This window comes from Streptomyces sp. NPDC028298 (assembly GCF_055565895.1).
Window position 1 is genome coordinate 430,100 of the sequence record NZ_JBVHTL010000006.1, and the last position, 15,451, is coordinate 445,550.

General features: G+C 71.1%; 11 protein-coding genes. 7 read left to right on the forward strand and 4 right to left on the reverse strand.

From position 1 onward, the window contains the following. Positions 1–19 precede the first annotated feature (19 nt). Together ACZ4TO_RS27565 and ACZ4TO_RS27570 are read right to left on the reverse strand one after the other, a co-directional pair. On the reverse strand, positions 20–1,270 hold the full coding sequence (locus tag ACZ4TO_RS27565; RefSeq protein WP_468025490.1) for a recombinase family protein: 1,251 nt from the start codon (positions 1,268–1,270) through the stop codon (positions 20–22). A 369-nt stretch (positions 1,271–1,639) separates the two neighbouring features. After that, a complete protein-coding gene (locus ACZ4TO_RS27570; protein WP_468025491.1) occupies positions 1,640–2,266 on the reverse strand; it encodes a MerR family transcriptional regulator in 627 nt (208 codons plus the stop codon). Between the two features lie 425 nt (positions 2,267–2,691). Here ACZ4TO_RS27570 and ACZ4TO_RS27575 point away from each other — a divergent pair, with 425 nt between their 5' ends. From ACZ4TO_RS27575 to ACZ4TO_RS27590, 4 genes are all read left to right on the forward strand, one after another. After that, complete coding sequence (locus ACZ4TO_RS27575) at positions 2,692–4,248, forward strand: flavin-containing monooxygenase (RefSeq protein WP_468025492.1); 1,557 nt, start codon at positions 2,692–2,694, stop codon at positions 4,246–4,248. Beyond that, positions 4,245–5,192, forward strand: a complete 948-nt coding sequence (locus tag ACZ4TO_RS27580) for an alpha/beta fold hydrolase (protein WP_385042463.1) — start codon at positions 4,245–4,247, stop codon at positions 5,190–5,192. The genes ACZ4TO_RS27575 and ACZ4TO_RS27580 overlap by 4 nt, the downstream gene beginning before the upstream one ends. Beyond that, positions 5,189–6,073, forward strand: a complete 885-nt coding sequence (locus tag ACZ4TO_RS27585) for an SDR family oxidoreductase (RefSeq protein ID WP_382791629.1) — start codon at positions 5,189–5,191, stop codon at positions 6,071–6,073. Before ACZ4TO_RS27580 ends, ACZ4TO_RS27585 begins: the two co-directional genes overlap by 4 nt. 223 nt (positions 6,074–6,296) lie before the next feature. Then, complete coding sequence (locus tag ACZ4TO_RS27590) at positions 6,297–6,515, forward strand: hypothetical protein (RefSeq protein ID WP_382791632.1); 219 nt, start codon at positions 6,297–6,299, stop codon at positions 6,513–6,515. A 258-nt stretch (positions 6,516–6,773) separates the two neighbouring features. On the opposite strand, the gene ACZ4TO_RS27595 is transcribed toward ACZ4TO_RS27590, so the two are convergent. Beyond that, on the reverse strand, positions 6,774–10,343 hold the full coding sequence (locus ACZ4TO_RS27595; protein ID WP_468025493.1) for a S41 family peptidase: 3,570 nt from the start codon (positions 10,341–10,343) through the stop codon (positions 6,774–6,776). A 272-nt stretch (positions 10,344–10,615) separates the two neighbouring features. Between ACZ4TO_RS27595 and ACZ4TO_RS27600 the strand changes: the two genes are divergently transcribed. Next, a complete protein-coding gene (locus tag ACZ4TO_RS27600) occupies positions 10,616–11,206 on the forward strand; it encodes a TetR/AcrR family transcriptional regulator (protein ID WP_382791637.1) in 591 nt (196 codons plus the stop codon). 154 nt (positions 11,207–11,360) lie between these two features. Then, complete coding sequence (locus tag ACZ4TO_RS27605; protein WP_468025494.1) at positions 11,361–13,577, forward strand: MMPL family transporter; 2,217 nt, start codon at positions 11,361–11,363, stop codon at positions 13,575–13,577. A 152-nt stretch (positions 13,578–13,729) separates the two neighbouring features. Here the strand turns inward: ACZ4TO_RS27605 and ACZ4TO_RS27610 are convergent, their stop codons facing one another. Continuing rightward, positions 13,730–14,086 carry an SsgA family sporulation/cell division regulator gene (locus ACZ4TO_RS27610; protein WP_382791642.1) on the reverse strand — a complete coding sequence of 119 codons (357 nt, stop codon included), beginning with the start codon at positions 14,084–14,086 and terminating at the stop codon, positions 13,730–13,732. 311 nt (positions 14,087–14,397) lie between these two features. On the opposite strand from ACZ4TO_RS27610, the gene ACZ4TO_RS27615 reads away from it, so the two are divergent. Further along, positions 14,398–15,450: an energy-coupling factor ABC transporter permease gene (locus ACZ4TO_RS27615; RefSeq protein WP_468025495.1), complete on the forward strand. Its 1,053-nt coding sequence runs from the start codon at positions 14,398–14,400 to the stop codon at positions 15,448–15,450. Position 15,451: the final 1 nt, after the last annotated feature.

Below are 15,451 nucleotides of genomic sequence, written 5' to 3' on the forward strand. Positions count from 1 at the left end.
AGGCACGCCACCCCGGCGCTCAGTCGCCTCGTCGTACGCCGGGAATCTCCCCCATGGTGAAGGCGAGCCGCGAGGTGTCCGGACCCTTCAGGCGTGCGGGGCCGCCTCCAGAGCGCCCTTTTGTGACAGTGACGCGGGCAGCGCTGCCGAGAAGGCGTTCCCGGGTTACCTCGGCTTTCGTGGGGGCTGCTTCGCGGTAGAGGGCGATCGTGTACTCCTCGAGCCAGTCGGATCGCATGGCGGCAGCCGAGAAGCACACGTCACCGCGGGCGGAGGCGCGGCACGCGTAGTCGCCGTGTGGGTATCCCTTCCGCGCGGCGAAGTACATGCGGCCTCCGCATCCCGCGCAGTGCGCCACTCCGGTGAGTAGCGGGATGGTCGTTCCGCGCTTGGTTCGAGTTCCATTCGAACGTGACAGCAAGAGCTGTTGCAGAGTGGTGAATTCGTCCTCTGTGAGCAAGGGCGCTCCGATCAGTACCGGTGCACCCTCGCTGTCACGAACAGTCTGCTGCCGATGTACGCGGTGGCCCATCAACGACGGGCTGCGTAGCACCTTGGACAGCGTTCCGGACGTCCAGCGGAACTGCTCGAAGTCCCGTCCGTGGCGATGGCCGCCAAGAGGGCGCCCCTGGAGCTGGGCATGTCGGTCACGCGGCACCAGCACGTCTCGTTCGTCAAGGCTGCGTGCAATCGCGATCAGGGACCGCCCCGCGTGTACTTCTGCCACGATTCCCCGAATGACTGAGGCGGTCTCCGGATCGGGTTCCAGGCACCATCCACTGCCCGAGGGGTGAGGTGCCTTCACGTAGCCGAAGGGGACCAGGCCACCTCCATAGCGACCCGCCGCTCGTAGCGCTTGGTGACTGTCGGTGAGCCGACTGGAGATGGCGTGGCCTTCTTGCTCAGCGGCATACGCCAGATCCATGCAGTGGCCGATCGTGCCACTGTCTGTCTGCGGGTGCACCACGAGCGGACGGTCCGGCTCCGGCATTCCGAAGACCAGAGTTCGGTCATGCCGGCGCCCCCAGGCGATCAACTCGGCCATGTGTGCCACAGAACGTACAGCCCGGTCCACACGGGACCACATGATGGCGCTGTACTGCTGCGGGCGCCGTAGCCAGGATGACAGGGAAGGCCTGTCGAACGGTGACGTCGAGCGGGCGGAGACCCCGAAGTCCGAGGCTTCACCGATCAGGATGAAGCCGAGCTGGTCGGCACACTGCTGGATCGTGGTGCGCTGCCGATCGGGCGCAGTGGTCACGTCGGTCATGTGGCTGAGGCGCAGGGCGGCCAGAGCCCCCTGTTGCTTGATGGAACGTGAGGCGGACGGAGCCTGGGGGGATCTAGGCTTGGGCATGTTGGCACTCCTCGAAAGTGTCGGCCGTGCCCCGGGACTGGTAGGACAGTCGCCGGGGTTTCTTCGGCCTCACTCTCGGGCTGCGAACACGCGTCTGTCTTTCATTGATCGGAAAGTACTTCGATGGGGTGAACCCAGCGTCGGTGGGTTCTGCGTTCCGGCGGCGTTTCGAGGGCCGCCCTGAAAGTGCTGTATTGCCGTCCAGTGCTCTGCGCGGGAGGGCGGCGGGATCCGTCGCTGGGTTGACGACCGGCCAACCCAGCAGCCCTCCCCGGGCACGGACTAGGGGCGGTGATCCCGTAGCCGGCGGTCCATCGCCATCGACAGTTCCGCCTCCACGACGCTCTTGGCCAGGGGGCGCAGGCGTTGGAGGTCGTCGGAGGTGCGGTCCTCGGTGAGGACCAGGGTGGTGAAGAGTTCTGCCAGGGCCTCGGTGTGTTCGCGTACGCGGCGGGCCGCCGTCAGGACGTCCGCGAGCGGGATGCCCTCGCGGACCAGGGCCGCCGAGACGTCCAGGAGGCGGCGGCTGATGTGCACGATCTCGCCGCCGTCCGTGCCGAGATAGCCGAGGTCGAGCGCCGCGGCGAGGTTCTCGCCGGTCACCTGGCCCGCGAAGACGTCGGCCAGTTCCTCGGGGGAGAGGCGGACCGGGGTCTCCTCGCTGGGTTCGCCGAGCCCGAGCAGTTCGCCGACGTCACGGCCGTGGTCGAAGGCCTCGGCCAGTTCGGCGATGCCGTTCAGGGTGTGGCCGCGTTCCAGCAGCGCCGAGATGGTGCGCAGCCGGGCCAGGTGGGTGTCGTCGTACCAGGCGATGCGGCCCTCGCGCCGGGGCGGCGGTATGAGCTTGCGCTCCCGGTAGAAGCGCAGCGTGCGCACCGTGATGCCGGCCTTCTCGGCCAGTTCCTCCATGCGGTACTCGCGGCGACCGGGCTCCGGTGCGGAGTTGGCGGCGGCGGGCTCCCGTGTGGAGCGGGTTGTGGTGGGATCCGGCGCGGGGTGGGTGGTGCCGGGGTCCGGTGTGGAGCGGGGGGTTCCGGGTTCCGGTGCGGAGGCGGCTGCGCCGGGCTCCGTCCTGGGGCGGGTGGTGCCGGGGGTGGGGTTCGGGGGTTCGGGCGGCGCGGCCCGGCGGTGTTCGCCGGGCTTTCGCGTTGCCGCGCCCTCTGTCCGCGTCTCCGCTCCGCGCATTCCTGATCCCTCGGCCACGTCCGCACCCTACGTCGTACCCCCGGTAACTTTCCCGGTCGCGACCCCTACCCATGAGTACGAAGCTGCTCTACCCTCCCGATTGTGCCAGTGTTCACTGGCAGGGTCGCGCGGACCAGGGAGGCGTCGGGATGACCGAGCACGAGCATGTACGGGTGGCGGTGATCGGGTCCGGGTTCGGCGGGCTGGGCGCCGCCGTACGGCTGCGACGCGAAGGGATCACCGACTTCGTGGTCCTGGAACGGGCCGGCGGCGTCGGCGGCACCTGGCGCGACAACAGCTATCCGGGGTGCGCCTGCGACGTCCCCTCGCATCTGTACTCGTTCTCCTTCGCGCCCAACCCCGAATGGCCGCGCACCTTCTCCGGGCAGGAGCACATCCGCGCGTACCTGGAGCACGTGGCGGACGTCTTCCGGCTCCGGCCGCACCTGCGGTTCAACTCCGAGGTCACGATGATGACCTGGGACACCGACAAGCTCCACTGGCGCATCGAGACCAGCAGCGGCTTCCTGACCGCGGACGTCGTGGTGTCCGCGACCGGACCGCTCTCCGACCCCAAGATCCCCGCGATCCCGGGGATCGGCACCTTCACCGGAAAGGTGTTCCACTCGGCCCGCTGGGACCACGACTACGACCTGCGCGGCAAGCGCGTGGCCATGATCGGCACCGGCGCCTCCGCCATCCAGATCGTGCCGGAGATCCAGCCGGACGTCGCCCGGCTGACGCTGTTCCAGCGCACCCCGCCGTGGGTGATGCCGCGAGTCGACCGGGCCATCAGCGGCCCCGAGCGGTGGCTGCACCGGCGGCTGCCCTTCACCGCGCAGGCCCGGCGCGGACTGCTCTGGGGCATCCGGGAACTCCAGGTGCAGGCCTTCACCAAGCGGCCCGACGAACTCGGCCTGGTCGAGCGGCTCGCCAAGCGGAACATCTCACGCGCCGTCAAGGACCCGGAGCTGCGCGCGAAGCTGACGCCCGACTACCGGATCGGCTGCAAGCGGATCCTGCTCTCGAACGCCTACTACCCGGCGCTCACCCGGCCCAACGTGGACGTGGTGGCCTCCGGGCTCGCCGAGATCGACGGCTCCACGCTCGTCGCCGCCGACGGCACCAGGGCGGAGGTCGACGCCATCGTGTTCGGGACCGGCTTCCATGTCACCGACATGCCGATCGCCGATCGGGTCGTCGGGGCGGACGGCCGGACGCTGGCCGAGGCGTGGAAGGACGGCATGAAGTCGCTGCGCGGAGCCACCGCGGCCGGCTTCCCCAACTGGATGACGATCATCGGACCGAACACCGGTCTCGGGAACTCCTCGATGATCCTGATGATCGAGTCCCAGCTCAACTACATGGCGGACTTCGTACGGCAACTGGGTGTCCTCGGGGGGCGCGTGGCACTCGACGCCCGCCCCGGCGCCGTCGACGCCTGGAACCACCGGGTCCAGGAACGCATGAAGCGCACGGTGTGGAACACCGGCGGCTGCACGAGCTGGTACCTGGACGCCAACGGCGTCAACACGACCGTGTGGCCCGGCACGACGACCGAGTTCCGGGGCGCCACGCGCCGCGTCGACCTGGGGGAGTACGACGTGCTGCGCACGGTGGAACCCGCACCGGGGGAAGCGCCGGAAGCCGCGCCCGAGCCGCGCACCAAGAGCACCCGCGAGAAGAAGGTGGAGGCAGGCGCGTGAGCCGACTGACGCACGAGGCGCAAGGGACGTACGCGCCCCCCGTACCGGCGCGGGAACTGATCGCGCACTCCGCGGACGGCGCCCGACTGCACGTCGAGGTGCACGGCCGCGAGGACGCGCCCGCCGTCGTCCTCGCGCACGGGTGGACCTGCTCGACCGCCTTCTGGGCGGCCCAGATCCGGGACCTCGCCGCCGACCACCGCGTCATCGCCTACGACCAGCGCGGACACGGACGCAGTCCCGCGAGCGACGCGTGCAGCACCGAGGCGCTCGCCGACGACCTGGAGGCGGTGCTCGCCGCCACCCTCGCGCCGGGCGAGAAGGCCGTGCTCGCGGGCCACTCCATGGGCGGGATGACGCTGATGGCGGCCTCGGCGCGGCCGCGGTTCCGCGAACACGCCGCGGCCGCGCTGCTGTGCAGCACGGGGAGCACGCGACTGGTGGAGGAGTCCCGGGTGCTGCCGTGGCGTGCCGGACGGCTGCGGACCCGTCTCACCGGGGCCGTGCTCGGCTCGCGCGCGCCGCTCGGGCCCGTCACGCCCGTCGCCCGGCGGATCCTCAAGTACGCGACCATGGGCCCCGGTTCGTCGCCCGCGATGGTGGAGGCCTGTGCGCGGATCGTGCACGCCTGTCCGCGGGGTGTGCGCCACGCCTGGTCGGCCGTGCTCTCCACCCTCGATCTCGATGCGGGAGTGCGGGAGTTGAGGGTGCCGACCGCGGTGATCGCGGGCAGCGTGGACCGCATGACGCCGGTCGTGCACGCGCGCGCCCTCGTGGCGGCGCTGCCCAACTGTGTCGGCAGCACCGAACTGCCGGGCCTCGGGCACATGACCCCGGTGGAGGCGCCGGACCTGGTGACCGCCCGGATCAGGGAACTCGTCGCCACGTACGCCGTGAAGTCCGCGGAAGCCGAGCAGGTCGCAGAGATCAAGGAGGGCGCATGAGCAAGGTGAGCCTGGAAGGGCAGGTCGCCGTCGTCACGGGGGCGGCGCGCGGTGTCGGCGAGCTCCTCGCCCGCAAGCTCTCCGCGCGCGGGGCGAAGGTCGCGCTGGTCGGACTGGAGGCCGACGAGCTCAAGCGGGTCTCGGAGCGGCTGACCGGCGAGAGCGACCACTGGTACGCCGACGTCACCGACCACGAGGCGATGGCGCGGGTGGCCCGGGAGGTCGAGCAGCGGTTCGGAAAGGTGGACATCGTCGTCGCGAACGCCGGTGTCGCGAGCGGCGGGCCCTTCATGGACTCCGACCCCGTCGCCTGGCGGCGGGTGATCGAGGTGAACCTGATCGGATCGGCCGTCACCGCGCGGGCGTTCCTGCCGGCGCTGACGGCGAGCCGGGGCTACCTGCTGCAGATCGCCTCGCTGGCCGCGATGACCCCCGCCCCGATGATGTCGGCCTACTGCGCCTCCAAGTCGGGTGTGGAGGCGTACGCGCACAGCCTGCGCGCCGAGGTCGGCCACAAGGGCGTCCGTGTCGGCGTCGGCTATCTGTCCTGGACCGACACCGACATGGTGCGCGGGGCCGATCAGGACGACGTGATGCGGGAGTTGCGGCAGAGGCTGCCGTGGCCGTCCAACAAGACCTATCCGCTGGGGCCGGCCGTCGACCGGATCGTGGCGGGCATCGAGCGCCGCTCCAGCCATGTGTACGCGCAGTGGTGGCTGCGCGGGATGCAGGGCGTCCGGGGATACCTGCCCGGTGTCATCGGCTCGGTCGGGCAGCGCGAGATGCGGCGGTTCGAGCCGCGCCTGGGCGAGGTGCGGACCGGGCTGGTCGGGGCGGGCGGCGCGGCCGACGAGCAGGAGCGGAAGTCGACCGCTCCCTGAGGCGGGCGGGGCGCCCCCGGAGGTGTCCCGGAAGCCGCCAAGAGGCCTCCCGAGGGGTTCCGGCGGGCCTCCGGAACGCGTCCTACCGGCGTGTCTCACGGTGAGTGACTGACCGAAATGCGTGCTGTGTTCCTGCGTGTCAGTCTGGTCGAGGCCCGGACCTCCCCCACTCCCAGGGGGAGATCGAGGGCCGAATCCCTCACCCGCAACAGGAGTGAATCTCATGAGCATGCAGGACCAGTTCAAGGACAAGGCCGAGCGGATGAAGCAGCAGGGCAAGCAGCAGGCCAAGACGAAGACGCGCCCCGAAGCCCGCCACCCCGAAGGCCGCCAGGACGAGGCGAGCCGTCGTGCCCCGGCCGGCCGTGACGGCGCGATGCCGGAGGCCGAGCGTGCTCGCCGAGAGGCCCAGGACCGCTTCGACCAGGACTACGACGCCTGACCGAAGTGCCTGTGCTCGGCCTGAATGAACAGGGCGCCCTCCTCCGGGAGGGCGCCCTGTCCGCGTGTCCGGCGCTCGTGCCCCTCGGGCCGCCCTCGGGCCGGGCCGGTCACCGGTTCGGCCCCCGACTCGGTGGAGCCGGGGGCCGGTTCGCTCGGTGGAGCCGAGGGAAGGGACGGGCGCCGCTTCGGGCGGGTGAGGGTCGGGTCAGGGGCGGTGCCGGGTCAGGGGCGGTGGCGGGTCAGGGGCGGTGGTGGGTCAGTTCGGTCTCGGGGGGAGCTTCGGCCGTCGTCTGTCGGGCACGTCCGAGTGGTCCGGCGGGGAGGCCGCGGGGTGGGTGCGCAACATGTCGAGGGAGAGCTGTACGGCGTCGTCCAACTGGGCGTGGCGGCCCTCCGCCCAGTCGAGCGGGGTGCGCAGGATCTCCAAGTCCGGTGCGACACCGTAGTTTTCGACGGACCAGCCGTACGCGTCGAACCAGGCGGCGTTCATGGGCACCGTGATGACCGTGCCGTCGCCGAGGCGGTGCCGGCCGGTCATGCCGACGACGCCGCCCCAGGTGCGCTGCCCCACCACCGGGCCCAGTTTCAGCAGTTTGAAGGCCGCGGTGATCATGTCGCCGTCGGACGACGTCGCCTCGTCGGCCAGGGCCACCACCGGGCCGCGGGGGGCGTTGGAGGCGTACGACACCGGCTGGGCGTCACGGGTCAGGTCCCAGCCGAGAATCGTGCGGGTCAGCTTCTCGACGACGAGTTCGCTGATGTGGCCGCCCGCGTTGCCCCGCACGTCGACGATGAGGGCCGGGCGCGAGACCTCCATCCGCAGATCGCGGTTGAACTGGGCCCAGCCGGAGCCGCCCATGTCCGGGATGTGCAGATAGCCGCAGTGACCGCCGCTCAACTCCCGGACCACCTGGCGGCGTTTGGCCACCCAGTCCTGGTAGCGCAGAGGGCGTTCGTCGATCAGCGGGACCACGGCCACCCGGCGGGAGCGCCCCTCGCCCTCCGCCGGGGTGAAGGTCAGCTCCACCGTCGTGCCGCCCGCGCCCGCGAGCAGCGGATACGGTCCGGTGACCGGGTCCACCGGGCGCCCGTCGACATGGGTGAGGACCGCGCCCTCGCGGATGCCGGCACCGGCCAGCGGGGAACGTGCCTTGGAGTCGGAGGAGTCGCCGGGCAGGATGCGCTTGAGCATCCAGTTCCCGTCACGGCAGACGAAGTTGGCGCCCAGCAGGCCCTGCCAGCGCTGGTAGTGGGGCGGTCCCTCGTTGCGGCGGGCCGGGCTCACGTACGCGTGCGAGGTGCCGAGTTCGCCGAGCACCTCGCGCAGCAGGTCCGCGAACTCGTCGGGGGAGGAGACCCGTTCGACCAGCGGGCGGTACTGCTCCAGGACGGCGGCCCAGTCGATGCCGCACATGTCCGGGTCCCAGTAGTAGGCGCGGATGATGCGGCCGGCCTCCGCGTAGGCCTGGCGCCACTCGGCGCACGGGTTCACCTCGTGCAGGATGCGGCGCAGATCGATCCAGACGGTGGAGTCGCTGTCGCCGGACTCGGTGGACGGGACGGCGCGCAGGTCTCCCTCGTCGACGACGACCAGCCGGGACCCGTCGCCGCTCACGGCGAACCAGTCCAGGTGGTCGACGAGTTCGGACTTCTTCGCCTTGGTGATGTTGAAGAACTCCAGGGTCGGCCGGCCGGTCGTGTCGTCCGGGTTGGCGAACGTCTCGCCCAGCGCTCCGGAAATGGGCCAGCGCAGCCAGACCAGGCCGCCACCCGCGACCGGGCGCAGCGCTGAGTACTTGGAGGCGGTGACCGGGAAGGGCGTGACCCGGCTCTCCAGTCCTTCGAGCTCGACGGTCGTCGCGGTGCCGTCGCCGGATCCGTCCTCGACCGGGTCGAGCCCCCCGGCGACCGGCCGCCCGTCGGGGTTCAGCGCGAACGGGGACGGGGTGGCGGAGGACAGGGGGACGAGGTAGGGGCGGCAGCCGAGGGGGAAGGACAGGTCGCCGGTGTGCACGTCGTACACGGGGTCGAAGCCGCGCCAGGACAGGAAGGCGAGATAGCGGCCGTCCCGCGTGAACACCGGGTTCTCGTCCTCGAAGCGGCCGTTGGTGACGTCGACGACGAGGCGGTCCTTTATGCGGGCCATCTTGATCTGCCGCAGGGAACGTCCGATCCCGGGGTGCGACCAGGTCAGCCAGGCGCCGTCCGGCGAGAAGGCGAGGTCCGTCACCGGCCCGTTGATGGACCGGATGAGCTCGGTGACCTCACCCGCCGCGCTCGTCGGGACACCCCCGGCCTCCACCCCGGACCCCGCCTCCACCCCGGATCCCGCCTCGGCCCCTGTCGCGTCCCCGTCCCCTGTTCCCTCCCCTTCCCCGGCCTCCGTGGCCGCCGTCCCGGCCCGGTCCCCGGCCTCCGTCCCGGCCCCCGCCCCGTCCTCGGACTCGGCTCGCGCCGCCCCGGCCGCATCACCCTCCCCAGCGGCCCCCGATCCATCGGCCCCTCCGACCCCATCGACCTCATCGACCTCGTCGAGGTCCTCCAGCCCGCCCAGTTCGGCGGCCTCCCCCGGCTCCTCCGTGGCGTCGAGCAGCAGCAGGCGTCCGTCGTTCGAGGCGATGGCGAGGCGTTCGCCCTGCGGGTCCGACACCAGTTCCTGCACGCGCCCCAACCGGCCGGAGGCGAGGCGGCGCGGCTCGCGGGCGCCGGTCGCGCGGGGCAGGTAGGCGATCTCGACGGCGTCCTCGCCCTCCGCGTCGGTGACGTAGGCGACCTGGCCGCCCGAGCCGAGCATCTCCGGCAGCCGGACCCGTACGCCCGGGGTGTCCGCGATGGTGCGCGCGGGCCCGTCGCGATGGGTGAGCCAGTACAGGCTGCCGCGGACGACGACGGCGCTGGCCCGGCCCGTCTCGTCCACGGAGATGCTGTCCACGTGCTGCGCGGCCGGCACCGGGTACGTACGCCGTCCCGCGCGCGGACCGCCCAGCAGGACGTCGAGGCGGCGGGGGACCGACTCGGGGGAGAGGTTGTCGACGATCCACAGGTCGCCCGCGCACTGGTAGACGATCCGGGTGCCGTCCGAGGAGGCGTGCCGGGCGTAGAAGGCGTCGTGATCGGTGTGGCGGCGCAGGTCGGAGCCCTCGTACGTGCACGAGTAGAGGTTGCCGATGCCCTCGTGGTCGGAGAGGAACGCGATCCGCCCGTCGACGAACATCGGGCAGGCGAGGTGGCCGCCCAGTTCGGCGACGAGTTGTCTGCCGTGCAGCCAGATGCGGCCCATGGCCCCGCCCCGGTAGCGCTTCCAGGCGGCCGGTTCGTGCGGCGGGGTACCGGTGAGCAGCAGGGTCTTCCGCTCTCCCGCGATGTCGGCGACGCCGATGTCCGAGACCGGGCCCCAGGGCTGTTTGCGGCCGGGGTCGCCGTCGGTGGAGACGGAGTAGGCCCAGGTGAAGTAGGAGAAGGGCTGGCCGTGCGAGGCGACGGCGAGGATGTCGCCCTCGGGGGACCAGCCGCACACCTGGGTGTCGGCGCTGCCCCAGTACGTGAGCCGGCGGCCCGGTCCGCCGTCCACCGGCACCAGGTGGATCTCCGGGACGAGGCTGCGCCAGCTCGTGTACGCGATCCGCCGGCCGTCGGGGGAGAAGCGGGGGTGGCCGACCTTCGTACGGTCGACGGTGAGCCGCCAGGCGCGCCCGCGGCCGTCGAGCGGGGCCAGCCACAGGTCGTCCTCGGTGACGAAGCACAGCCGGTCGCCGCTCAGGTGCGGGAAGCGCAGATAGCCGGGGGAGTTCTCGTCCGTCGTCGCGTTCTCGTACTCGTGGCTCACCTCCCCATGCTTTTCCGCTGGAGGGGCCCCGGCAACTCGTGGCACCGGGGGCGCGTTGTGGGACGGGGGCGCGGGCGCGGTACGAGAGGGGCGCGTGGGGCGCGTTCAGGACCGCCCGCGCCCCGCACGAACCCAGCCCGCCCCCGCCGTGCGCCCCGCCTCGTCCCGGCGTGACCCAGCACACGTACGAAACGGTTTCGTTTCGCTGGTGTCGGGGGGTATCTTCAGGGACATACGAATCCGTGTCGTTCGAAGCGGGAGAGGTGAGTGGGATGACTGAAGCCGCGACGGCGCGTCGCAGTCGGATCACGCCCGAGCGTGAGGCCGAGCTGTACACGGCCGTGCTCGACCTGCTTCGGGAGGTCGGCTACGACGCCCTCACCATGGACGCCGTCGCGACCCGCACCCGTTCCAGCAAGGCCACCCTCTACCGCCAGTGGGGCGGCAAGGCCGAGCTCGTCGTGAAGGCCCTGCGGCACCAGAAGCCGCTGAAGTTCGGCGACATGGACACCGGGAGCCTGCGGGGCGACTTCCACGCGCTGACCCTCCGGCAGGACGACTGCCAGATGGAGCAGGACTCCGCGCTGATGCGAGGCCTGGCCATGGCGGCGCACGGGAACCCGGATCTGCTGAAGGCGTTCCGGGAATGGCTGATCGAGCCGGAGATGGAAGAGCTGCGCAAGGTGCTCCAGCGCGGTGTCGACCGAGGTGAGATCCGTGCGGACAACCCGGCGATGGAGTACGTGATGCACATGCTCATCGGCGCCTTCGCCGCCCGCACCATGATCGACGAGCTCCCACCGACGCAGGCCTTCCTGCATTCGTACATCGACGCCGTGGTCCTCCCCGCTCTCGGCGCCTGACGTCCCGCACCCGATTCCGTACCACCCCTTTACTGCAGATCCCTGCAGTCGCACCTGACGCGCCGCTCACGTCGTCGGGCTGATCCCCCCTGCCCCCACTCGGGTGATCACACCAGCCCCTGCCCTTCCACGACCTGACCGGGAGTACGCCCTCGTGGCCACGTTCCTCTACAAACTCGGCCGACTCGCCTTCCGGCGTCGGCATTTCGCCGCCCTGATATGGGTGGCGCTGCTGACCCTCGCGGGTGTCGGCGCCGCCTCCGCGCCCGTCGCGGGATCGTCCTCCTTCTCGATCCCCGGCACCGAGGCGCAGAAGGCCTTCGACCTGCTGGAGAGCCGCTTCCCCGGAATGAGCGCCGACGGGGCGACCGCGCGGGTCGTCTTCAAGGCGCCCGCCGGCGAGAAGATGGCGGACAAGGACAACAAGGCGGCGGTCAAGAAGGCCGTCAAGGTGCTCGGCACCGGTTCCGAGGTCACCTCCGTCACCGACCCGTTCAAGGCCCACGCCGTGAGCAAGGACGGCTCGATCGCCTACGCCTCGGTGAAGTACGAGGTCTCCGGCATGGAGCTGAAGGACGCCTCGAAGGACGCCCTGAAGGCGGCCGCCGAGGACGCCCGGCACTCCGGGCTGACCGTCGAGGTGGGCGGTGACGCGCTCCAGGCGACGCCCGAGACCGGTTCCAGCGAGGTCATCGGCATCGCGATCGCCGCGGTCGTCCTCGTCATCACCTTCGGTTCCCTGATCGCGGCCGGACTCCCGCTGCTGACCGCGCTGATCGGCGTCGGCATCGGCGTCTCGACGATCACCGCGCTCGCCAGCGCGCTCGACCTCGGGTCCACCACCTCCACCCTCGCGATGATGATCGGCCTGGCGGTCGGCATCGACTACGCCCTCTTCATCGTCTCGCGCTACCGGGCCGAACTGGCCGAGGGCCGCGAACGTGAGGAAGCGGCCGGACGGGCCGTCGGCACGGCGGGCTCGGCCGTGGTCTTCGCCGGACTGACCGTCGTGATCGCGCTGGTCGGGCTGTCGGTCGTCAACATCCCGATGCTCACGAAGATGGGTGTCGCCGCGGCGGGCACCGTCGCCCTCGCGGTCCTCATCGCCCTGACGTTGATCCCCGCGCTGCTCGGCTACGCGGGCCGCCGGGTCCAGCCGGCCGGCCAGAAGAGCAAGCTGCTCGGCGGCGGCCGTGCCGCCAAGAAGCAGGGCAGGCCGAACATGGGCACGCGCTGGGCGAGCTTCGTCGTCCGCCGCCCGCTGGCGGTGCTGCTGCTCGGCGTGGTCGGCCTCGGTGCCGCCGCGGTCCCGGCCGCCTCGCTCCAGCTCGGCCTGCCCGACGACGGCTCGCAGCCGGTGTCCACCACCCAGCGCCGCGCCTACGACCTGCTCTCGGACGGCTTCGGGCCCGGCTTCAACGGCCCGCTGATGGTCGTCGTCGACGCGAAGGCCAGCGACGCGCCCAAGACGGCGTTCAGCACGGTCCGCGACGAGATCAAGGACATGAGGGGTGTCGTGAGCGTGAGCCCGGCGGCCCCCAACAAGGCCGGGGACACCGCGATGATCACGGTGATCCCCGACTCGAAGCCGTCCTCCGTCACGACCGAGGACCTGGTCCACAAGATCCGCGGCACCGGTGCCGACATCACGTCCGAGACGGACGCGACCGTGCTCGTCACCGGCTCCACGGCCATGAACATCGACTTCTCGCAGAAGCTCAACGACGCGCTGATCCCGTATCTCGCGCTCGTGGTCGGCCTCGCCTTCCTGCTGCTGATCGTGGTCTTCCGCTCGATCCTCGTCCCGCTGAAGGCGGCCCTCGGCTTCCTGCTCAGCGTGACGGCGGCCCTCGGCGCGGTCGTCGCGGTGTTCCAGTGGGGCTGGCTGTCCGGCCTGATGGGCGTCGAGGAGACCGGCCCGATCATGTCGATGATGCCGATCTTCATGGTGGGTGTGGTCTTCGGTCTCGCCATGGACTACGAGGTGTTCCTCGTGACGCGCATGCGGGAGGCCTTCGTCCACGGTGAGAAGCCCGGTCAGGCGATCGTCACCGGGTTCAAGCACGGCGCCCGCGTCGTCACGGCCGCCGCCGTCATCATGATCGCCGTGTTCTCCGGGTTCATCGGCTCCAGCGAGTCGATGATCAAGATGATCGGCTTCGGTCTCGCCATCGCCGTCTTCTTCGACGCGTTCGTCGTCCGGATGGCCCTCGTGCCGGCGGTGCTCGCCCTGCTCGGCAAGCGGGCCTGGTGGCTGCCGAAGTGGCTCGACCGCGTGCTGCCGAACGTCGATGTCGAGGGCGAGGGCCTGCGGGCGCTCGACGAGAAGCCGCGCGACGGGGACCACGACAAGGAGCTGGTCGGCGTCTGACCCGCGGCCCGCGCGCAGCCAGGCCCCGGCTCCCGCGAGCCCGGCCCCGGTTCGCGCGGAGCCCGGCCCGGCTCCCGCCGTGACCGGCCGGACCGTTCACACGAGAGACCTCGCCGACGCCTCGGCGAGGTCTCTCGCGTATGCGGCGTTCCTCAGTGCGCCACGGGCGTGGCGGCCATGTACGTACGGCGGAGGAACCGCATGAGCGCCTTCGTGTCGAGCTGCACGACCGCCACCCCGTGATCCGAGTGGAACTCCAGGACGGCCTGGACCCGGCCGCACGGCCAGATCCGGACCTCGCCGCTGTCGACCGGGACACGCAGACCGCGTTCCAGGAGCTCGCGCTCGAAGGTCCACTCGTGCGGGCCGGGCAGCGTGACGCAGACCAGGCGGGGGTCCGCCTCCGGGTCGTACCGGAGGGCCACCGGGACGGCCCGGTGTTCGTCGTCGAGGGAGTCGGCGGTGTCCGTCACGATATGAGCGCGGGCGTACTGTTCGACGGCGTGCATGAACCGACTCCTTACGCTGCGTCACCTATGTGGAAGATGTGAATTCCGTCACCATTCCAATGTCGCACATCTCGCGGAAACCGCTCTCCGGCCGTCCGTGACCCTCCCTCAGAGGACGCCTGCCCGGCCACGGCGCTTGCATGTGTGCGCGGACCACATTCGCCCCGAAGGGCCGAGGCGCCGGAGCCGGTGAACCGCGCCCGTACACCCGGCCACCAGCCGTGAACCGCTTCCGTACGCCTGCCTGTCGCAAGCTGTTCGCACTTCCTGGCTCTTGCAAGTCGTTCGCAACAAGGCACTATCATCGGACGGTGCATGTACCTGACGGATTCATCAATGCCCCGGTCTCCGCGGTCACGGGTGTGGTCGCCGCAGGCGCCGTCGCCGTGAGCCTGCGAGGTGCCCGCCGCGAACTCGACGAACGGACCGCGCCGCTCGCGGGCCTCGTCGCCGCCTTCATCTTCGCCGTGCAGATGCTGAACTTCCCGGTCGCCGCCGGGACCAGCGGACATCTGCTCGGCGGTGCCCTGGCCGCGATCCTCGTCGGCCCCTTCACGGGCGTCCTGTGCGTCTCCGTCGTCCTGCTCATGCAGGGCATCCTCTTCGCCGACGGCGGGCTCACCGCGCTCGGCGTGAACATCACCGACATGGCGATCGTCACCACGGTCGTCGCGTACGCCGTCTTCCGCGGCCTGGTGAAGGTGCTGCCCCGCACGCGGCGCTCGGTCACCGTCGCGTCCTTCGTCGCCGCGCTGCTCTCCGTCCCGGCCGCCGCCGTCGCCTTCACCCTCATCTACGCGATCGGCGGCACCACCGACGTCGCGCTCTCCAAGGTCGCCACGGCCATGGTCGGCGTCCACGTCCTCATCGGCATCGGCGAAGCCGTGATCACGGCGCTCACCGTCGGCGCCGTCATCGCGGTGCGGCCCGACCTCGTGTACGGCGCCCGCGGCCTCCAGCAGCGCCTCAAGCTGCGGGTGAACGGGGAGCTCGTCGACACGCCCGCGGCCGCCCCCGCCCCGGTCGCGGCCCGCTCCTCGCACCGGAAGGTGTGGATCACCGGCCTGGTCACCTCCCTCGTCCTCGCCGGGTTCGTCAGCTTCTACGCCTCCGCGAGCCCCGACGGCCTGGAGAAGGTCGCCAAGGACAAGGGCATCGACACCAGGACGAAGGCGCACGCCTCCGAGGACTCCCCGCTCGCCGGCTACGGCGTCAAGGACATCTCCGACGCCCGCCTCTCCGGCGGTCTCGCCGGGGTGATCGGCGTCGGTGTCACGGTCGTCGCGGGCACCGGTGTCTTCTGGGCGGTCCGCAGGCGCCGTACGGCCGACTCCACGCCCACCTCCGTGGCGGGAACCGTCTGAC

Coding starts and splice junctions, on each gene's coding strand:
- ACZ4TO_RS27600 (WP_382791637.1), top strand. CDS start 10,616: ATGACTGAAGCCGCGACGGCGCGTCGCAGTCGGATCACGCCCGAGCGT.
- ACZ4TO_RS27610 (WP_382791642.1), bottom strand. CDS start 14,086: ATGCACGCCGTCGAACAGTACGCCCGCGCTCATATCGTGACGGACACC.
- ACZ4TO_RS27590 (WP_382791632.1), top strand. CDS start 6,297: ATGAGCATGCAGGACCAGTTCAAGGACAAGGCCGAGCGGATGAAGCAG.
- ACZ4TO_RS27570 (WP_468025491.1), bottom strand. CDS start 2,266: ATGGAGGAACTGGCCGAGAAGGCCGGCATCACGGTGCGCACGCTGCGC.
- ACZ4TO_RS27565 (WP_468025490.1), bottom strand. CDS start 1,270: ATGACCGACGTGACCACTGCGCCCGATCGGCAGCGCACCACGATCCAG.
- ACZ4TO_RS27585 (WP_382791629.1), top strand. CDS start 5,189: ATGAGCAAGGTGAGCCTGGAAGGGCAGGTCGCCGTCGTCACGGGGGCG.
- ACZ4TO_RS27575 (WP_468025492.1), top strand. CDS start 2,692: ATGACCGAGCACGAGCATGTACGGGTGGCGGTGATCGGGTCCGGGTTC.